Source organism: Planktothrix paucivesiculata PCC 9631 (assembly GCF_900009265.2).
Lineage (GTDB): Bacteria > Cyanobacteriota > Cyanobacteriia > Cyanobacteriales > Microcoleaceae > Planktothrix > Planktothrix paucivesiculata.
Genome location: NZ_LR735027.1, coordinates 34670 through 55168, shown reverse-complemented (window position 1 = coordinate 55168; position 20499 = coordinate 34670). Strand labels below are relative to the sequence as shown.

General features: G+C 40.0%; 20 protein-coding genes and 1 tRNA gene. 13 read left to right on the top strand and 8 right to left on the bottom strand.

Annotated elements, in window-relative coordinates; genetic code table 11:
• The first annotated feature begins 40 nt into the window (after positions 1-40).
• Complete coding sequence (locus PL9631_RS24250; protein WP_083624418.1) at positions 41-238, top strand: hypothetical protein; 198 nt, start codon at positions 41-43, stop codon at positions 236-238.
• Positions 235-618, top strand: coding sequence for a type II toxin-antitoxin system VapC family toxin (locus tag PL9631_RS24245; protein WP_083624417.1), 384 nt, complete (start codon positions 235-237; stop codon positions 616-618). Before PL9631_RS24250 ends, PL9631_RS24245 begins: the two co-directional genes overlap by 4 nt.
• Positions 619-701: 83 nt before the next feature.
• Here the strand turns inward: PL9631_RS24245 and PL9631_RS24240 are convergent, their stop codons facing one another.
• Complete coding sequence (locus tag PL9631_RS24240; RefSeq protein ID WP_083624415.1) at positions 702-1343, bottom strand: hypothetical protein; 642 nt, start codon at positions 1341-1343, stop codon at positions 702-704.
• A gap of 72 nt (positions 1344-1415) precedes the next feature.
• Positions 1416-2825, bottom strand: coding sequence for a magnesium transporter (gene mgtE, locus PL9631_RS24235; protein WP_156090692.1), 1410 nt, complete (start codon positions 2823-2825; stop codon positions 1416-1418).
• A 221-nt stretch (positions 2826-3046) separates the two neighbouring features.
• Here mgtE and sbcD point away from each other — a divergent pair, with 221 nt between their 5' ends.
• Positions 3047-4270 carry an exonuclease subunit SbcD gene (gene sbcD / locus PL9631_RS24230; RefSeq protein ID WP_083624414.1) on the top strand — a complete coding sequence of 408 codons (1224 nt, stop codon included), beginning with the start codon at positions 3047-3049 and terminating at the stop codon, positions 4268-4270.
• A 2-nt stretch (positions 4271-4272) separates the two neighbouring features.
• On the opposite strand, the gene PL9631_RS24225 is transcribed toward sbcD, so the two are convergent.
• The gene (locus PL9631_RS24225) at positions 4273-5550 is read right to left on the bottom strand and encodes a CBS domain-containing protein (RefSeq protein WP_156090691.1); all 1278 of its coding nucleotides are present in this window, start codon (positions 5548-5550) and stop codon (positions 4273-4275) included.
• 160 nt (positions 5551-5710) lie between these two features.
• On the opposite strand from PL9631_RS24225, the gene PL9631_RS24220 reads away from it, so the two are divergent.
• Entirely contained in the window at positions 5711-7573 is a 1863-nt protein-coding gene (locus tag PL9631_RS24220; protein ID WP_083624410.1) for a hybrid sensor histidine kinase/response regulator, read from the top strand.
• 90 nt (positions 7574-7663) lie between these two features.
• Here the strand turns inward: PL9631_RS24220 and PL9631_RS24215 are convergent, their stop codons facing one another.
• Positions 7664-8836: an RNA-guided endonuclease InsQ/TnpB family protein gene (locus PL9631_RS24215; protein ID WP_083624409.1), complete on the bottom strand. Its 1173-nt coding sequence runs from the start codon at positions 8834-8836 to the stop codon at positions 7664-7666.
• Positions 8837-8948: 112 nt separating this feature from the next.
• Here PL9631_RS24215 and PL9631_RS24210 point away from each other — a divergent pair, with 112 nt between their 5' ends.
• Together PL9631_RS24210 and PL9631_RS24205 are read left to right on the top strand one after the other, a co-directional pair.
• Entirely contained in the window at positions 8949-10439 is a 1491-nt protein-coding gene (locus PL9631_RS24210) for a DVUA0089 family protein (protein WP_083624407.1), read from the top strand.
• A 95-nt stretch (positions 10440-10534) separates the two neighbouring features.
• A complete protein-coding gene (locus PL9631_RS24205) occupies positions 10535-11143 on the top strand; it encodes a PPC domain-containing protein (protein ID WP_156090690.1) in 609 nt (202 codons plus the stop codon).
• Between the two features lie 34 nt (positions 11144-11177).
• Here the strand turns inward: PL9631_RS24205 and PL9631_RS24200 are convergent, their stop codons facing one another.
• On the bottom strand, positions 11178-11525 hold the full coding sequence (locus PL9631_RS24200) for a hypothetical protein (protein WP_083624404.1): 348 nt from the start codon (positions 11523-11525) through the stop codon (positions 11178-11180).
• A gap of 151 nt (positions 11526-11676) precedes the next feature.
• Here PL9631_RS24200 and tmk point away from each other — a divergent pair, with 151 nt between their 5' ends.
• The gene (gene tmk, locus PL9631_RS24195; RefSeq protein ID WP_083624402.1) at positions 11677-12321 is read left to right on the top strand and encodes a dTMP kinase; all 645 of its coding nucleotides are present in this window, start codon (positions 11677-11679) and stop codon (positions 12319-12321) included.
• A gap of 15 nt (positions 12322-12336) precedes the next feature.
• On the top strand, positions 12337-13299 hold the full coding sequence (locus tag PL9631_RS24190; RefSeq protein WP_083624400.1) for a DNA polymerase III subunit delta': 963 nt from the start codon (positions 12337-12339) through the stop codon (positions 13297-13299).
• Positions 13300-13314: 15 nt separating this feature from the next.
• On the opposite strand, the gene PL9631_RS24185 is transcribed toward PL9631_RS24190, so the two are convergent.
• Both PL9631_RS24185 and PL9631_RS24180 read right to left on the bottom strand, forming a co-directional pair.
• Positions 13315-13399, bottom strand: a tRNA-Ser gene (locus PL9631_RS24185).
• Positions 13400-13424: 25 nt separating this feature from the next.
• Complete coding sequence (locus PL9631_RS24180) at positions 13425-14348, bottom strand: TIGR04168 family protein (protein ID WP_083624473.1); 924 nt, start codon at positions 14346-14348, stop codon at positions 13425-13427.
• A 120-nt stretch (positions 14349-14468) separates the two neighbouring features.
• On the opposite strand from PL9631_RS24180, the gene nadA reads away from it, so the two are divergent.
• The 4 genes from nadA (at position 14469) to PL9631_RS24160 (ending at position 18268) form a co-directional block, all read left to right on the top strand.
• Entirely contained in the window at positions 14469-15464 is a 996-nt protein-coding gene (nadA, locus tag PL9631_RS24175; RefSeq protein ID WP_083624398.1) for a quinolinate synthase NadA, read from the top strand.
• Positions 15465-15654: 190 nt separating this feature from the next.
• The gene (locus PL9631_RS24170) at positions 15655-16287 is read left to right on the top strand and encodes a TIGR04282 family arsenosugar biosynthesis glycosyltransferase (protein ID WP_083624396.1); all 633 of its coding nucleotides are present in this window, start codon (positions 15655-15657) and stop codon (positions 16285-16287) included.
• A 130-nt stretch (positions 16288-16417) separates the two neighbouring features.
• A complete protein-coding gene (locus tag PL9631_RS24165) occupies positions 16418-17245 on the top strand; it encodes a pentapeptide repeat-containing protein (protein ID WP_083624394.1) in 828 nt (275 codons plus the stop codon).
• A 30-nt stretch (positions 17246-17275) separates the two neighbouring features.
• Entirely contained in the window at positions 17276-18268 is a 993-nt protein-coding gene (locus PL9631_RS24160; RefSeq protein WP_083624472.1) for a pentapeptide repeat-containing protein, read from the top strand.
• Between the two features lie 33 nt (positions 18269-18301).
• On the opposite strand, the gene PL9631_RS24155 is transcribed toward PL9631_RS24160, so the two are convergent.
• A complete protein-coding gene (locus PL9631_RS24155; protein WP_083624392.1) occupies positions 18302-19603 on the bottom strand; it encodes an RNA-guided endonuclease InsQ/TnpB family protein in 1302 nt (433 codons plus the stop codon).
• Positions 19604-19809: 206 nt separating this feature from the next.
• Between PL9631_RS24155 and PL9631_RS24150 the strand changes: the two genes are divergently transcribed.
• Positions 19810-20427, top strand: a complete 618-nt coding sequence (locus tag PL9631_RS24150; protein WP_083624391.1) for a CP12 domain-containing protein — start codon at positions 19810-19812, stop codon at positions 20425-20427.
• Positions 20428-20499: the final 72 nt, after the last annotated feature.

Here is a 20499-nt window from a genome sequence, read left to right as displayed (position 1 = left end):
ATAATTAAATTATTACCCTAAAAAATAGGAGCATCAATAAATGGCTATTGTCAAAATTTCTAAAGATTGTTTGATTAGTGAAGATCAAGATTCAATTACTTTAAATTTGCCTGATGATTGTTTAAAAACTGATCAGACTATAAATTATGATAAAATTGCTCAAGTTAGAGGAATTTTGAAAGCTAAGAAAAAGGATTTAATTGCCCATACTCAAAAACTACGTCAGGAGTGGGAATGAAATATCTTTATGATACCAATATTTTTATTGACTATTTTGCTGATGAGGGAGCAGTTATTGAATGGTTTAGTGAGGATTTTTTGACTAATAATCAAGTTATAATTTCAACCATTATCAAAATGGAATTACTATCTTATTCAGGATTATCTGTCAAAGAAGATCAAGCTATTAGAGAATGTTTAGAGCAGTTTGACAATATTTTTGTTACTCCTAAAATTGAGGAAGTAACTATTCAAATCAGAAAACAACATAAAATTAAACTGCCCGATGCTATTATTGCTGGCACGGCTTTAGTAGAAGGGGCAGTTTTGGTTACTCGAAATATAGATGATTTTCAAGGAATTTCAAGTTTAAATATAGTTGATCCTTTTACTAATTAATGAAATCATTCCATTAATTATATACAGGATTTAGACAACTGAACTCCTGATTTTTGTTTGATTTTAAATAACCAACAACCCAACTACTTTCCTTGTCGTTTAACTTCCTGTTCAATTTGATTCGGAATATTTTCTATTTCTGTGGATAGTTTTTCCAGAGATTGTTCCACCTTTTGATGTAGCTCATTCATTTGATGTTGTTGTAAATTGCCCCATTGGGGTAATTGATTAATAAATTGTTGTAGATCCACAATCACATGGGTTAAACTATTAATCTGGTCTAACTCCGGCCGTTTTTGGAACGCTTGCACAACAATTTCTAACTCCGATTGCATCATACTTAAAGTCTTTTCTAATAAATTTTGACGTTCTAAAATATTTTGAATTACCGCCATTAAAGATTGCAATTCCTGAGCTAATTGAGCATTGGGATTAATCGCCAGTCCCGAAGATATATTTAAAGTCGAGATAGTTCTCTGTAACTGATCCATTAGTTGATCTAAATCCGCCTTATGTTGCTGAATCAAACTTTTATTTGTTGCACTATTTTTCCGAATTTGTTGGGCTAACAATTGACGATTTAACCAATTTAATCCTAAAGCAAAAGAACCTGGAATCGCTGCATAGGTTATGGACTGTCCCGTGAGAAGACTAAACGAACCAATTATGGCAGCAATAATAAAGATTAATTCGACGAATTCTGGCCATTGCTTTTTATTAAACATATTATTTTTAGGAATTGTGTTTCTAGTTTGATCAGGAAAATCGACAAGGACTATTCAAATTATAACCCCCTCCTAAAGTTGCAAAATTAATCGCGCTAAATTAAAATAAATTAAAACCCCTAAAACATCAACAGCCGTGGTAATAAATGGCGCTGACATTAAAGCCGGATCTAATCCTAATGACCGGAATAAAAAAGGCAAAGACGAACCCGCCACCGATGCTAAAATAGAAATAGCGACTAAACTAACACCCACAGCCACAGCAACGGATAAATTTCCTGCTACCACAAATACCGCCGCCCAAATTGTCGCTAAAACCCCTAGGATTGAACCTAACAATGCTCCAGCTAATCCCTCCCGCCAAATCACTTGTAATGGCCCCATGGCTCGAATTTCGTCGGTATTCATGCCTCGAATCACAACGGTAGAAGATTGTGCTCCCACATTGCCGCCCGTTCCTGTTAGTAGAGGAATAAAAAATGATAACGCTACCACCTGTTGTAACAGATCCTGTTGAGATTTCAAAATTGCACCCGTTACACTATTTGTTAATAGCAAAACTAACAACCAAACCACCCGGCGGCGGGCAACGGTGAGCAGATCTACCTGAAAATAATTATCTCCATCGGTTTGTACGCCCCCCAAGGCATAAATATCTTCTGTGGCTTCCTGTTGAATAATATCTAAGACATCATCAACCGTAATAATTCCGACTAATCGCCGTTCACTATCGACAACCGGAATCGCTAAAAAATCATACCTTTGAATAATATCAGCTACTTCCTCTTGATCGGTGTCCGTTTGCACAGAAACAATATCTTGATTCATAATTTCACCGACGGTTTTATCCAGTGGGGTAGTCACTAAATCCCGCAAAGATAAAATGCCCAATAATCGCCGATCGGAGTCCGTCACATACAGAGAATAAATCGTTTCTTTGACATGGGCTAAACTGCGAATTCGTTCTAAACTTTGGCTAACCGTAAAATATTCTTTCAGGGAAACATACTCCGGGGTCATAATTCGTCCGGCGGTTCCCGCTTCATACCCCAGCAGCAAGGCCGTAGACTGACGTTCGGTGGGGCTTAACTCCGCCACAATCCGTCGCACCACCGAGGCGGGTAACTCCTCAAATAAACGCACCCGGTCATCGGGGGACATCTTATCCACAATGTCGATGACTTCTTGGCGCTTGAATTTCTCACACAGGGATTGTTGGACGCTCGAATCTAGTTGTTCGTAAACTTCGATCGCCTCATCTTTAGACAGCAAACGGAAAGCAATCACCTGCATGGTTTCGGGTAAACCTTCAATAGCTTCGGCTATATCCGTCGGTTGTACGGGCTTGAGAATGCTTTTCGCCCCGGTTAAATCCCCTATTTCCAGTAACATTTGCAGTTGCGCCCGCACCAACTCCCGTAACTCTTTACGCGAGATGGTTGACGTTGGCGGTATGGATTGATTGGCTTCAGTCAAAGGCATCTCTCCTAAAACAGTTCTGCATCTAGTCTAAGGGGTTGGGGTTAATAAAGGGATATTTTCTGGAATTCTCATCACTTTTCGGTGCTTTTTTTCGATGTCCTAATTTTATTGATGGGGGCTTTTTTTATTCGTCGCGATCGCCTTGTAATTTCCGATCTTTGTAAACAGAATTACAATCTCGAAAATTATACTATAATTAATTAACTTTAAGAAACTAAGTAATGATTAAAATATTACATCTTTCGGATATTCATTTGGGGAGTGGTTTTTCCCATGGACAAATCAATCCCGAAACCGGGTTAAATACTCGCCTAGAGGACTTTACCGCTACCTTGGGACGCTGTATTGATCGCGCGATCGCCGAACCCGTAGATTTAGTCCTATTTGGGGGAGATGCCTTTCCTGATGCGACTCCCGCCCCCTATGTTAAACAAGCTTTTGCCGCCCAATTTCGGCGGTTAGTCGATGCAGAAATTCCCACGGTTTTATTAGTAGGAAATCATGACCAACATTCCCAGGGACAAGGAGGAGCGAGTTTAGGAATTTATCGGACTTTAGGCGTTCCTGGTTTTGTGGTTGGGGATAGTTTAGAAACCCATACTATTCAAACTAAAAATGGTGCGATTCAAATTATTACCTTACCTTGGTTAACTCGGTCAACTTTATTAACTCGTCCCGAAACCGAGGGACTATCTTTAGAAGCGGTTAATCAACTTTTGATTGATCGTTTAACCGTGGTTTTAGAAGGAGAAATTCGGCAGTTAGACCCGGAATTACCGACGATTTTATTAGGACATTTAATGGCGGATAAAGCCAATTTAGGAGCGGAAAGGTTTTTAGCAGTGGGTAAGGGATTTAATATTCCCCTATCCCTATTAACTCGCTCTTGTTTTGATTATGTCGCCCTGGGTCATGTGCATAAACATCAAAATCTAAATCGAACTAATGATCCGCCAGTAATTTACCCCGGGAGTATTGAAAGAGTTGATTTTAGTGAAGAAAAAGAGGATAAAGGATTTGTATTACTGGAAGTAGAAAAAGGTCAGATAAAATGGGAATTTTGTGCCTTACCTGTGCGGTCTTTTTGTACAATTAAGGTAGATTTATCTAAGGTAGATGACCCGTTACAAACCTTAATTAAAGTGATTGCAAAAAATCCCATCCAAGACGCAGTTGTTCGGTTAATTTATCAATTGCGTTCCGACCAATTAGATTCGATTAATAATACAGAATTACAGCAGCTTTTGAGTACCGCCCATAGCTACACCATTAAACCCGAATTAGTGAGCCAATTAGCCCGACCTCGTTTACCCGAATTGGATTCTGGAAGTAGTATTGATCCCCTAGATGCACTCAAAACCTACTTAACCAGTCGCGAGGATTTGCTAGGATTTCAAACGGAAATGATAGAAGCGGCTCAACTACTATTAGCAGGGGAATCATAGAATTAAAATTCAGATGGAGGAGAATCATTCCGATGTTTTAAGGTTCGTTGAATTAACTCAATTAAAACTTGACTATTTGAGGCAGAATTTAGCTTTTGTTCTGGAGTATTATCTAAAGATTCAATCAACTCAGGGCTAATGTTTTTAGCCTGTTCGACAATTAAAATAATTAAATTAGGATTATAACTATCAATCAGTTTTTTTAATTCATTAATCACCATTTTTGCTCGTTCTAATTGTAAGGAAACCGAGTGGGAAATACCCGATTGATTTTGAGCAATATCTTGGAGATTCTGAACATGAAATTTAAAATGATTAGCCATCTTATTCATCTCCTGATTAATATTTAAAATTTGATTCAGCATTTGATTGATTTCTGTATTAATTTGATTAAATCCTTCAGGTGGAGATTGGGATTGATAAGCAACAATCGAGCCCTTTACGGCTAAATGACGAATTTTTTGCAGGATGTTACTACTGAGATTACAAGCGACGTGAATTGATTCTAAATCCTTAGAAATAGACGTACTCATGTCTTGGATAAGACTGGTATTAGAATTAATAGAATTAGTATTAACAACAATTTCATTAAAAGATTTGTTCGTTTCCCTAATCACTAACTGACTAATTTGTAAAAAATCTTCGTTGATTTCGGTAATTTTTTGGGCTGTTTCAAAAATTTCTTGTTGTTTGATCTTTAAAAAATCTTCATACTTTTTCTTGATTAATTCTTCTTTGCTTTTATAATATTTACTGCATTTTTTCATTTTATTTTTTTCTACATTAATAATCTCAAAAGATTGTAGAATTTGAGATTGTTGTTGTTGAATAATATTCTGAGCATAGTTTAAGAGTTTATTTTGAGCGAATAATAGAACTTGGACATCCACAATCCGAAAAATATCAGGTTCATAAACAACCACAATCGGCTCATACATCAACTCTTTAGATCGGTTTAATGCACTATTAATAGCGTCCGCAATTTTAGAATTATGATCTAATAATAAGGGGGGAGTTCTGAGATAGTCAAGAAGCACTTGAATAGGACTATTGAAATAAAGATTTTCTCGCTGTGAGGTGTTTATTTGTTCTCGAAACTTTGCTCGTGAAATCATTCCTAAGAAACGAGTTTCATCCATAACGATTACTCCAGGTAAATTAGGGTTTTGTGCGAAGTTCTGAGCGACAACTTTTCCTAAAGTCGTAGAACTAACTCGAAAATCATGAGAAAGGACAGAAGCTAAGGTAGAATCAAAAGTTATGGAAGATTGGCTGCTCATTAACTTTAGCGGTTTGGCAGAAACAGAGGTGATTTTAAGGTCATATTGATCCTATTGGACTATTTTGTCAAGTCCAGAGTATTAATAACTATAAAATAGCTACAACCTGTTTGCTTTTTTCCTCCTACCCTATTCTTTAGTGTGACGGTTCTATAAGCCTGTGGACGATGTTTTATATCAGCAACTTCAACAAGAGCGACTCTTAAATCAAGTGACGACTCAGATTCGTCAGAGCTTGGATTTATCGGTTATTTTATCAACGGCGGTTGAACAGTTGCGTCAACTTTTATTAGTCGATAGATTGATTATTTATCAATTTAATATCCCACAGCCACCGGACATAGAAACTCATACAATTAATCTTGAAAGAGAAAAACAACCCAATTTTATAAAAAAATTAAACGCAGAGGATTTGCCGGGAAAAGTAACCTATGAAGCTCGTTCTTCAGAGCAAATTATTTCTGTTTTAAATATATCTGAAAATCAAGATTGTTTAAAATATAGCTGTAATTTTCAGGATAAATATTATCAGGGTTTTATTCAATCGGTTTATGATATCGAGGATACTTATAATAATTCGTCATGTTTTATTGAATTTTTAAAACAATTTCAAGTTAAATCAATATTAGTGCTTCCTATTATGGTTCAGCAAGAACTATGGGGATTATTAATTGCTCATCAATGTTTAGAACGACGTCAGTGGAAAACCATGGAAAAACGGTTTTTAAATCAAATTACCCAACATTTATCCATTGCGATTTATCAAGCTGAACTTTATGCTCAAGTTCAACAACAAAAACAAACCCTAGAACAACGAGTCATACAACGAACCGAAGCTCTCCATGACGCCCTATTAGCAGCACAATCTGCAAACTTAGCTAAAAACCAATTTTTAGCCACGATGAGTCATGAATTGCGAACCCCCTTAACCTGTGTTATCGGAATTTCAGCCACTTTATTACGCTATTCCGGGGAAAAACCAGCGACTAAGCAACTGTCATTGGAGAAGCAACGGGGGTATTTAAAAACGATTCATGATAGCGGAGAAAAGTTACTGGAACTGATTAACGATATTTTGGATTTATCCCAAGTAGAATCGGGAAAAACCGTACTTCAAATTACTCAGTTTTCTTTATCAAAATTAGCTAAACAAGTTACAAAAACTTTTCAAGAAAAAGCTCAAAGTCGTCAAATAGAGCTAGTTAATGAACTGGAAATTAAATCTAATCAAAACTTGTTTACCGGAGACTATGATCGAACTCTACAAATTTTATTTAGTTTATTAGAAAATGCCATAAAATTTACACCGAATGGCGGAAAAGTAACCTTAAAAATAAAAGTAGATCAGAATACGGCAATTTTGCAAGTTGAAGATACCGGAATTGGCATTCCAGATGATCAAAAATCTCTCCTGTTTGAGAAATTTCAACAGTTAAATTCGACCTATGATCGTCAGTATGGTGGCGCGGGTTTAGGTTTGGCTTTAACTAAACAATTGGTAGAATTACATGGGGGAGTAATTCAGTTTAAATCCCAAGTGGGAGTGGGTTCTATTTTTACCGTATACTTACCCGCTTTACCGATGATTTCCCAACAATCTCAGGATAAAATTACACCATCGCCCTTAAAAACCTCCCTACCTGCGGTTTATTTTAATTCTTCCCATCGCAAGTGTGTTTTAATTGAAAATGATGAACAAACGGCGACGTTAATTTGTGATTTATTAACCGTAGCCGGATATCAAGTTGTTTGGTTGATTGAAGGATTTACGGCCGTCGAACAAATTAATTTTTTACAACCGGATGCTGTGATTATTAACCTCCATTTAGGTGGACAAATTAGTTATGAAATTCTCAACCAACTTCAGAATAAACCCCAAACCAAAAAGATTAAAATTTTGGCTTTAACCCATGAAAATTCCTGTCCTGAATCTAAGTTCTACAAAAATTTAGAAAATTATGATTGTTTAGTGAAACCGATTCAACCCGATGAATTATTGAATAAGTTGGGTTATTTAGTTTAATCAGTCATCAGTTAACAACTATTAGTTATTTGTGCCCGAGTGAATTGTTGACATCCTCACCGCCGTAAAACGGACGGTGATTCCTAAACTTCACAATTTAGGTTTCTGCTTCTTAGCAGTTGCCTTCACAGATTTACTCTGTTCGGGTCTTACACTCGCTCCACAGACTGACACGGCAAGCCCTGCCGCCAAAATATTTTTACTGGCGTTAAGATCTCGGTCATGGTGAGTCCCGCAGTTGGGGCACTCCCATTCTCGAATATTTAACAGCATTTTTTCCACAATATGCCCACAACTACTACACCGTTTAGAACTAGGAAACCATCTGTCTATTTCGATGTAGTTTCTCCCATACCAACGGCATTTATAGGCTAATTGTCGGGTGATTTCTCCCCAACTAACATCGGCTATTGCCTGCGCTAATTTAGGATTTTTGACCATATTTTTTACAGCTAAATCCTCAACCACAATCGTTTGGTTTTCACGAACTAATTGAGTCGTTAGCTTGTGTAAATGGTCTTTTCTACTATCGGTGATTTGAGCGTGAATTCTAGCTACTTTAATTCTGGATTTTTCCCGATTCTTTGACCCTTTCTGTTTTCGAGACAGACTTTTTTGTGCCTGACGTAATCTCTGATAATGTTTTTTAAAATGTTGAGGATTGGCTATTTTTTGCCCGTCACTCGTAATTACAAGGCTACTAATTCCTAAGTCAATTCCTATAGCTTTATCTGTTACAGGTAAAGGCTTAATGGTTGGGTCATCAAATCTTATTGAAATATGCCAACGTCCCGAAGGATGTAATCTGACGGTTACGGTACTCGGTTCACAATCTTTTGGAATTTGTCTTGACCATCGAATCGGTAAGGGTTCTAAGGATTTCGCTAAGTAGATTTGTCCGTTTTTAAACTTAAAAGCAGACTTAGTAAATTCTGCACTACCTCCTTGATGTTTTTTCTTAAAATTAGGATATTGAGTATGACCAGCAAAAAAGTTAGTAAAGGCTGTTTGTAAGTGTCTTAATCCTTGTTGTAAGGGGACACAACTTACCTGATTTAAAAAGTCTAAATCTTCCTGTTTTTTCCAATTAGTTAACATTGAAGACGTTTGACTATATCCTACTCTTTCTTGCTTTTCATACCATGCTTGAGTTCGTTCATGGAGTGCCTTATTGTAAACTAATCTTACACAGCCTAACGTGCGCCGCAATAGCGACTCTTGTTCAGGTGTTGGGTAAAATCGGTAAGAATAGGCTTTTTCCATGTTTCACTTTTTAGCATATATTTTGTCTAAGTGCTATCCTAAAAAAGTAAAGCCGTCTCCCATTTTCATGAGGGCAGGCGTAGAACGACGGGGTTTCAGACCCAATTTTTCGATGAATTCTTTATCTTTGCAATTAATAACATTTGGGCTGTTAACCATTGGAGCCTTAATTCATGTCCCGGTTGCCAATGCTAACCTCTCAAAAACCCTTGCTCTTGTCCCCCTATCCTCTGTCCCTTCTAGGGATTTAATTTCTAATAACTATCTTGATTCCCCTCTGATTTTGGCGGCTGATAAAACAGAAGAAGAAACCAATATTAAAGTCTATGAAAAGGCGAGTCCCGCCGTCGTTTCCATTGATACCAAAAAAACTAACGGTAGTGGAGCAATTATCAGTCCCGATGGTTTGGTATTAACCAACGCCCATGTTGTATCCGGCGGCGGAATCGTCACCGTTACCCTATCCGATGGCCGGAAGTTAGAAGCGGATGTGATCGCCTTTGGGGAACCCGGACTGGATTTAGCGGTGCTTAAAATTCGCAATGGCGGCAACCTACCGACCATTCCCATCGCCAGTCCCAATTCCGTGAAAGTGGGTCAACGGGCCTTTGCCATTGGCAACCCCTTCGGCCAATTCCAAAATACCTTAACCGTAGGGATTGTCAGCCGTTTGGACAAAACTCGCAATTTAATTCAAACCGACGCGGCCATTAACCCCGGAAACTCCGGTGGCCCCCTACTCAACAGTGATGGGGAATTAATTGGGGTGAATACGGCAATTTTTACCCGAGGTCAGGGCGGGGGAAATATTGGTATTGGTTTCGCCATTTCTGTTGACCGAGTTCCTCCCTTTTTACAAGCGGTGAAAGAGGGACGGGCATCCCGCACCCCGGTGGCGGAAACCCCAGCTTTTGAAAAGGAAAATGCCAAACGGATTGAATTAAATGGCCCGGAAGTTACGGATACTTTGAAACAGGGGGATCAAGTTTTACCCGTTGATAATAGTTTTTATCATATTTATACCTTTGAAGGGAAAGCGGGTCAACAAGTAACCATTGAAATGAATAGTAATCAGGTGGATTCCTATTTAATTTTATTAACAGAAGATGGAGAAGAAGTAGCTCAAGATGATGATGGAGGCGGAGATAAAAACGCCAAAATTGTAGTCACATTACCTACGGATGGTTCTTATCTTTTATTGGTCAATTCCTATGAATCAGGAGAGGCGGGAGCCTATCGTTTGCAGTTAAAAGCCACGGAATCCTCCTCGAATTCGGGAACGGGTCAAGTTATTTTAAATCAAGAAGGCGTCTTAGAAAATCAAGATTCTGTTTTGGCATCCGATGGTAGTTTGTATGATGAATATACCTTTGAAGGACAACAGGGACAGTCTATTTTAATTCGCTTAGAAAGTCAGGAGTTTGATCCCTATTTGGCATTATTTGATTCCAAGGGAAAACTAATTGCTGAAAATGATGATGCTAATCAATCCGATAAAAATGCACAAATTCGGGTGACTTTACCCGCCAACGGTCGGTATCGAGTGGTAGTCAATGCTTATGATAAAACAGGTCGAGGTCAGTATTTATTAACTGTCCGTTAGCGACTCCATGATTCCACTTATCTGATGCCGAAGTTTCCCCCTGTTCCGGTGTTCCCTGTTCCGGTGTTCCGGTGTTCCCCACTACTGAGGTTTTTATGCGATCAATGTTAATCTGGACAACAACAATGGGTGTATTCGCGGTGCTTCAGACCCCGTTATTAGATGTTCTGAAAGTCTCTAATTCCTATGCCTTCACAGGTTTAGCCCTGGAACAAGTCTTAGCCCAGGAAACCCCCTCCCCAACCACCATCCCTAGTCCTGAACCTTCCCCCAGTCCTGAGCCTTCCCCCAGTCCTGAACCTTCCCCCAGTCCTGAGCCTTCCCCCAGTCCTGAACCTTCCCCCAGTCCTAAGCCCCAGGAAACCCCCGCCCCTTCGACACCGACTCCCCTACTATTAGAAACCCAAGGTGAACTCAAAGAAGGAGATCAGGTTTTAGCGTCTGATAGCAGTTTGTATGACGAACATACTTTTGAAGGAAAAGAAGGTCAACAAATCACCATCTCGTTAGAAAGTCCTGACTTTGACCCCTATCTTGCCTTGTTTAATTCTGAGAATGAATTATTGCAAGAACATGATGATATTAGTCAAACTAATGCTAATGCTGAAATTACAATCACCTTACCCAAAACCGGAACCTATCGAGTGATTGTTAACGCTTATGATAGTAAAGGCAAAGGAAAATATTTGCTCAAAATTCAGTAAACAATAGAGACGTGCATGGGGCGCGTCTCTAAATTTATAGAGCAATACTTTCTAATAGTACCCAGTGACGATTATCAATAATTAATTGACTAACCTGTTCAAAGATTTCTCGACAATGATTATGGCTTTGCAAGGGTAAGGATTCATTTTTAATAAAAACCGTCATTTTAGTTTCATCTATCATGGAAGTAGCAGTATCAAACACGATTTCACCAATCACTAATTGATTAACGCTGACTTGACCAATATTTTCCCGAGCAATAATAGAACTCGGTGTTTCATAGGTGATTTCTAGGTTACAGGATTCTAAAATATCAATCATCATCGGTCGCAGATCTTCGAGACTGACATTAACAATAAAAAATCCAGTGTAGCGGGCCATAGGGAACTCCATCAAGTACAATAATTAATTCAGAGCTTCAAGAATTGAGGTTAGGTTGTTCCTCAAAGATTAAACTATTTAAAGGTTAATAGTCTATTCCAGACATTATCATATTTATACTACTTTTTGAATGCCAAGAGATCATTAACAGATGCAGGGAAAATTAATTGTTTTTGAAGGAGTTGAAGGGGCGGGGAAAACCACTCAGATGCAGCGTATCCAAGCTAGGTTACAAGGTCTGATAGATACACCCATCGTGATCACACGGGAGCCGGGGGGAACCCTCTTGGGCCAGGAGTTAAGACGATTATTGTTAGAATATCAGGGGGAAGAACCCATCCAGAATCGGGCAGAATTATTAATGTATGCCGCCGATCGCGCCCAGCACGTTCAGGGATTTCTCAAGCCCCTATTATACCAGGGAAATATTGTTTTATGCGATCGCTATACCGATTCAACCGTCGCCTATCAGGGGTATGGTCGAGGTTTAGATCTGAGTTTAATTGATCAATTAAATCAAATTGCCACCCAGGGGTTAGAAAGTGATTTAACCTTGTGGTTAGATGTTGATGTAGAAATGGGACTCGCCAGAACCCGCACCCGAGGTAAAATGGATCGGATGGAACAGGCAAATCTGGAATTTCATCAACGGGTACAACAGGGGTTTAAGCAATTAGCCCAAACTCATCCAGACCGAATTATTCCGATTAATGGAATGTTAAATCTTGATGTTGTCACAGAAACAATTCAATCGATTTTAATTGAAAAATTAACAGCCTGGGGATTTATAATTTAAGGGGGTATAAATACAATGAATGCCTTTTTTGAACCCATCATTGAACAACAAGCCGCCATTGAATTATTAACCCAAGTTGTAGCCCAAAATCGCCTTGCTCCAGCCTATTTATTTGCCGGGGTGGATGGTATTGGTCGGACATTAACTGCTAACTGTTTTATTGAATTTTTATTTTGCCAAAATCCCCATAAACCCGTCAATCAAAAACAGATTCACTCTCGAATTAAACAGAAAAATCACCCCGATATTCTTTGGGTGGAACCCACCTATTTACATCAGGGAAAACGACTTTCTGCCCAGGAAGCCACGGAAGCCGGAGTAAAACGGAAAGCTCCTCCTCAAATTCGGATCGAACAAATTAGAGAAATTAGTCAATTTTTGAGCCGTCCACCCTTAGAAGCCTCCCGGTTAATGGTAGTCGTTGAACACGCGGAATCCATGCCCGAATCCGCCGCCAATGGACTCTTGAAAACCTTAGAAGAACCGGGAAAAGCTACGATTATTTTAATCGCGCCCGGTATCGATTCTTTATTACCCACTTTAGTTTCTCGCTGTGCTAAAATCCCGTTTTATCGGTTAACCGATGCAGGTATGATTCAAGTCCTAAAACGCCATAATTTTGATGATATTTTATCCCATGCTGAAATTTTAGCCATGGCGCAAGGTAGCCCCGGACAAGCGATTTCCCATTGGCAACAATTACAAACTATTCCTGTAGAATTTTTAAATAAAGTTAAAAAACCTCCCTCTAATTTAAGAGCAGCATTAGAGTTAGCAAAGGAAATTAGTCAAACCTTGGATAGTGAGGCGCAACTGTGGTTAGTTGATTATTTACAACATTCGGATTGGCAAGATCAACAAAAAACTGGCATGATTGATCAAACCTTCTTAAAACAGTTAGAAAAAACCCGACAATATTTATTAAGTTATGTGCAACCTCGATTAGTTTGGGAATGCACATTAATGAGTCGGTTTTAGACAAATCAAAAACAACGGAGAGGGGGGGATTCGAACCCCCGGAACCTTGCGGCTCACCTGATTTCAAGTCAGGCGCATTCGACCACTCTGCCACCTCTCCAGTTGCTCATCGTTGAGCTAAATAATTATAGCATGGATGAGGATTGTACCAAGCACTGAGATAATAATTCTGTTTCAACGACCTGGAAGTCTTCACCCACCCAGACTAAGGACACTTCCGATACTTGGTTTTGGTCTAAACTGACAATCGAAAAATTCCGTTGCTGACCTCTACGGGTTGTTCTAATCCGACCAACACAGGCTGCATTCAGATAAACCGTCCCTTCTGGACTGGTAACTAACCGTTGACGCTGACGGCTTTTAGTATGGCGCAGATGATGGTGCATATGACCGAAAGCGACTAGGGGAATGGTTTTACCCAGGGTGCGGGCGTGGGCGATCGCTTCGGCAAAATCGGGATCACCATAATCCCCCCCGATGGGGTTCCAATCCTTCCCGCAGGGGGCCTCGGCTGCCTCTCCTAACCCCGTGGGGCCGTTGTGACTTAAAAACAGAATCCGGTCATAGGTGGCCGTTTCCACCGCCTGAATCATGCGTTGGGCGGATGCGGCCAAACCATCCACTCCAAATCGCTCCGTGTAAAAATCGTGATATTTCCATTCTGGCCCCCCCCAACTGAAGGGACGCCCTCCGACCACGGTTAATTGCAAATCGGGAAAATCCCGTTTTCCGTAGCCCACATGATCTTCCCCGATGATCTCTAGTTGTTCTTGGACACGATCTTCTATTGTCCGGTTATAGGGGCATTTTTGACGTCCCCAATCGGTGGCGGTGTACCAGGCGTCATGGTTGCCAAAAACGACGGCTTTGGGGATATCCAGGGCGGCGATGGTTTTCACGACATCCACCGCCTCATTGCCAAAATCCCCGACAAATAGGACTAAATCAACCTCTAAAGACTTTAATGCCAGGGCGTCCGCCTGTTCCCATTGATCATGAACGTCTCCAACAACGGCAATTTTCAGGGGTTTGATATTCACAAGGATGATAGTTTCAAAGCTTCCTAACCTAGAATAAGCAATTTTGGGGCAACCGTGAATCCCCGTTTTTGGTGAATTCAACTATAATTAAACTACCCTGAACAATATTGAGAGTTCCGATAAGGTTCTATGTTTACATCCACCCTGGCCTCGACCAACCATTCCACTGTTGCCGATTTACCCGAGGATTTGTTTGCCGCGATTCAAGAACTTAAGCAAAGATTGAATGCGGTTATTTTAGCCCATTACTATCAAGATCCTGATATTCAAGATATTGCTGATTATATTGGGGATTCCCTGGGACTAGCGCGACAAGCAGCCCAGACCGATGCCGATGTGATTGTTTTTGCTGGGGTTCACTTTATGGCAGAAACGGCTAAAATTTTGAATCCTGATAAGTTGGTATTGTTACCGGACTTGGATGCCGGGTGTTCTTTAGCCGAAAGTTGTCCCCCCGATGCTTTTGCTCAATTCAAAGCCCAATATCCCGATCATATTGTGGTGTCTTATATTAATTGTACGGCCGAAATTAAGGCGATGAGCGATATTATTTGCACCAGTTCTAATGCGGTGGAGCTTGTCCGGCAAATTCCTGAAAATCAGCCGATTATTTTCGCGCCCGATCGCAATTTAGGCCGATATGTCATGGCAGAAACCGGGCGAGAAATGGTATTATGGGAGGGGGCTTGCATGGTGCATGAAAACTTCTCCCAGAAGAAGTTAGTGCAGCTAAAAATTGAACATCCCGAAGCCGAAATTATTGCCCATCCTGAATGTGAACTTCCGGTTTTAGACCGGGCGGATTATATTGGTTCTACCACAGCATTATTAAACTATGTCAAAAATAGTCCTAAGTTAAGTTTTATCGTGGCAACCGAGCCCGGAATTATTCATCAAATGGAGAAGGAAACCCAGGGAAAATACTTTATTCCTGCCCCACCCATAAGTAATTGTGCCTGTAATGAATGCCCCCACATGAGGTTAAATACCTTAGAAAAACTGTATTTAGCGATGAAAAATTGTTCTCCAGAAATTAGCCTTTCTGAAGAAATCCGAATTGCCGCTTTACGTCCGATTCAACGAATGTTAGAAATGAGCAAAAATATTAATGTTCCCAAGGGATAGGAAGGAGTCAGAAAAATCACAATTTTTGTCAAAATTGTAATATTCTATGGTAGGAGTTCGTTATCTAAACCCCATTCGAGGTCTAGTTTAGAGAGTGAACTCCTACGTTTTTTTTCACGAATCACTTATGATTGCAATATAAAACCTAGATCAAAAATCTCCTTCTGAATATTAAACGCATAAATTTATCATGAATAAACATTTAATTATTTTCACCCGCTATCCCGAACCCGGAAAAACAAAAACTAGGTTAATTCCCGTTGTGGGAGAAATTGGAGCCGCAAATTTGCATCGTCAAATGACGGAAAAAACCGTCAATACAGCCCGACAATTGCAAAAAATAGAGTCTTTATCTCTTGAAGTTAGGTTTACCGGAGGCAATTTAGATGTGATGCAAAATTGGTTAGGATCGGATTTAATTTATGATGCTCAAAGTTTTGGAGATTTAGGAAATCGGATGTCAAAAGCCTTTCAAATGGCATTTTATGAGGAAAAAAACCAGATTCTCATGATTGGAACCGATTGCCCAGAATTAACTGTTGATATTTTATATCAGGCATTTAAACTATTGCAAGATCATGATACTGTGATCGGCCCAGCCCAGGATGGAGGATATTATTTAATTGGTTTAAAACGTCATATTCCTGAATTATTTAAAGATATTCCTTGGGGAACTTCAATGGTGTGTGAGATGACCCTCAAGATTTGTGAAACTCTGAATTTATCCGTCGGTAAATTACCTGTATTATTAGATATTGATCGTCCTGAAGATTTGGTTTTTACCGAATTTAGTAATGAACAGTTAGGGTATTATGGCCTGTGATGGCTATTTCCTAGAGATTGAGATTCAAGACTGACTCCCCAAAACCTTAAGTAATCTGGGATGATGGAGGGAGTATTATGCGGCTGTGTCATTCTAAATCAATACTGGGACTATTCGTGAGGCTAATGATATGGAGGTTGATGAATTATTAAAACGCTATGCAGAAGGAGAGCGCCTGTTTCGAGCCGTTAGCCTCGTCGGAGTGGATTTAAGTGGTGTTGACCTCCGGGAAGCCACAATTGCTCGAGCTAACTTGGAAAATACCTCCTTCGCGGGGGCAAACTTAATCGCGGCAAATTTTCGCGAAACCAAATTTACGGGTGTTGACTTCAGCGATGCGGATTTAAGCGATGTTAACTTAATTGGGAGCTATTTAGGCGATACCAAGTTCAACCGAGCTAATTTAAGCGGGTCGAGTTTGCGGGGGTCTTCTTCCAAAAATGTTAGTTTCAATCAAGCCAACCTCACCGAAGCCAACCTCACAGAATCGAATTTTGCCGGGGCGAATTTTGCCGGGGCGAATTTAACCCATGCTACCTTAGTCCGCACTAATTTGATGAAAGCTAATCTCACCGGAGCGATTTTAGAAAGTGCCAACCTAACTAACGTGATTCTGCGAGAAAGTATCTTAGAAGGGGCAAACTTAACCAATGCGACCTTGAGTGGGGGAATGATGATTGGGGCTAATTTTCATGAAGCGGATTTAACCCGAGTCACCATGATTGGGGCTGATTTAAGTGAAGCTAACCTGAGTGAAGCCAACCTCCGAGGAGCAAATGTGACCTGGACAACTTTACGCGGGGCGAATATGAGCCGAGCTAGACTCTACCGCACTAAATTATCCTGGTCGAATTTGAGTGGTGTCAATCTGATTGAAGCGATTATGATTGATACTAAATTAGATCAAGCAAATTTGAGAGATGCGGATACCCGAGGAGCAATTTTACCGAATAAATAATGGATAGGTTCTGTGCAAATACAATCGACCATTGATTCTCAAGAACTGTTGCGTCGTTATTTAGCTGGAGAACGAGATTTTAACCATGTTAACTTGATTGGAGCCCATCTCTGTCAAGTCAATTTAATTGGGGCTAATTTAACCGGAGCGTCCTTAGCTCGGGCAGATTTAACCAGGGCTATACTTCATGAAATTAACTTGACCAATGCCTTTTTGTATGGAAGTAATTTAAGTTTTGTTAAGTTGGGTCGAGGACAATTAAAAAATGCGGATTTGACCAAAGCTAACCTAGAAGGGGCGTTTTTGGTCAAGTCCGAAATGAGTGGGGTTAAACTCAGTGGCGCGATTTTACGCGGCGTTAATTTACGAGCGGCTAATTTATCTGGGGTTAATTTATGTGGGGCAAATTTGGTGGGTGTAAATTTACGCGGGGCTAATTTAAGTCACGCTAATTTAAACTGGGCAAATTTGACTCGCGCTAGACTCACCGGGGCAATTCTTAAAGACACCCAAATGACCGGAATTAATCTGAGTTATGCCCATTTATCAGAACTGAATCTTCAGGGATTGGATTTAAGTGGAGTTAACTTTACCCAAGCATTAATGACCCGAACTAATCTACAAGATTGTGATTTAACTGCCGCTAATTTGAGCCAGACTCAGTTAAAACAAGCGGATTTAAGTCGGGCTAAATTACAAGATGCGAATTTAGTCGAAGCTAATCTAATCAGTAGTAATTTGACCGATGCGGTGTTCATGCGGGCGGATTTATCCGGGGCTATTTTAACCCATGCGGCTCTGACGGGGGCTAACTTGAATTTGGCTCGGTTGAACAAAGCAGATTTGCGCGGTGCTAACTTGCGAAATGCCTATCTCTGGAAAGCGGATTTATCCGGGGCTAATTTGGCGGGAGCCAACCTTTATGGCGCCAGTTTACGCGGTGCTAACTTAGAGGGAGTTGATTTAACAAATGTTAATTTAACTGGAGCTACCCTGGCGGATGGGACAGTTAATCCCAGTTAAGATAGCCTTTCCCAGTTTCAGGTTCTAAACCCATTAAATCCTAGTTTTTAAAGGTTTTGAATCGCCATATTTTAACATTTTAGAGTAATTGACACTCTCACCGTCTGAAGACACGCTCGATTCTAACTTCAACCTAGATACTTGCTCCGCCAGGGTTTCCCCAAGTAGAGTAGGGGTTTCTAGTCCATTAGCGTTACTTCGGGATTGCCCATCCCTAGCTTGTTTACCAAGATTTAGAATATTAATTGCAGCATTTGTATCTCTATGCAACTGACATCCACAATTACAAATATGGGTGCGGGTTGATAGAGATTTTTTCACAATTACCCCACAATTACTGCATTTTTGAGAAGTGTAATGGGGCGTAACCGGAATTGCTAATTTATCAAACTTAGCTGCAAAATATTCTATCCATTTTCTAAATAAATACCAACTTGTATCACTAATTGATTTAGCTAAACAATGGTTTTTTACTAAATTTCTAACACTTAAATCTTCATAGACCACTACATCGTTAGATGTGCATACGTTACGCGCAATTTTCTTGGCGTGTTCATTCCGTTGTCTACTTACTTTTAAATGTTTTTTGGCGTAAAATTTTCTCGCTTTCCGTCGCCCCGATGAACCCTTGACCTTTTTGTAAATTTGTCTCTGAGATTGCTTAATTGATTGTTCCGCCTTTCTCAGAAACTTAGGATTAGGTTCTTGATAGTTGTTGGAGTCCGTGTAAAAGGACTCAATACCAACATCAAGTCCTATCTCTTTACCAGTTTTCGGTTGAACATCGGCGACGGTAATGTTTAGACAGAACTGGGCGTAATATCCATCGGCACGACGAATTAAACGCACCCGTTTTATGTCTTTAACATTGTAAGTATGGATATCCCACTTACCCAATAATTTAACTTTACCAATCCCGTTTTTGTCGGTAAAGGTAATTTGTCTTTTGGTAAGGTGTAGTTTCCATCCCGATGTTTTATATTCAACAGAACGGCAATCTTTTTGAAATTTGGGATATCCTTTTTTGCCAGAAATCTTTTTCTTGCAATGGTCACTGAGCTTTGCCGAAGTGTCATAAAAACGACTAATGGCAGTCCATCCTCGCTCGGCTGCGGATTGAACTGCCATTGAATTTAGGTCAGCAACAAAGGGAAATTGATTTCTGAGAGTCGTGGAATACTTATTCAAGGCAAATTTATCAATCTTCAATTCTCTTGAATTATCCATCCAATACCGAATCGCTTTATTACGAATGAATTGGGTGGTGCGAATTGCTTGATCAATCGCCTTATATTGATTTTGTTTACCCTTAACTTTGTACTCCAGAACTATCATAGAAATCTCCTTTTTTCGACCCACCTTATATTAACATAGATTGGGAAATATTCACGGGTAATAAATTCCCCTGAGTTGCTTTTCATCTGGTGGTCTGAAGACACGCTCGTTTTCAAGCTCCCAGGCTTGTCCTATAAAACAATCCTTTTTTTTATTGCCAATTCAAGGCAAAATAAAAGTATAGAGTTTTTTGTGAATTAGCCACTATGATGCTTAAAGCTAGAGATATTATGACCGCCGAGGTGGTCACCATCAAGGGTTCCGCCACCGTTGCCGATGCCGTTGAACAAATGAATGATCTGTGTTTACGCGCCTTGATTGTTGAACGGCGTCATCCACAGGATGCTTATGGAATCGTCACCGAGACCGATATTGTTTATAAAGTCACCGCCTACGGCAAAGATCCTAAAAAAATCCGGGTTTATGAAATTATGACTAAACCTTGTATTTCTGTGAATCCTGACCTGGGTGTGGAATATGTGGCGCGGCTATTTGCTCAAACCGGAATTCGTCGCGCTCCAGTAATTCAAGATCAACTAATCGGAATTATTTCTGTAACTGATATTCTGGCTAAGGGAGACTTTGTAGAAAATCCTAAAAGCATTCTATTAGAAGAACGGATTCAAGAGTCGATTGATGAAGCCCGGGCAATTTGTGCAGAAAAAGGAGCCACTTCCAAAGAATGTGCCGCGGCTTGGGATATTGTGGAAGAATTACAAGCAGAAGCGGCTCATCAAAAAGCCGAACGTTTAGAGAAAACAGCCTTTGATTTGTATTGTGAAGAAAATCCCGATGCGGCGGAAGCTCGGGTATATGATACCTAATCATTGATCAGAGTGGTTTCGGTGAGCAAACTTCTTACTAATCGTAACAATTTCCCCCTCTAACCAAATGGT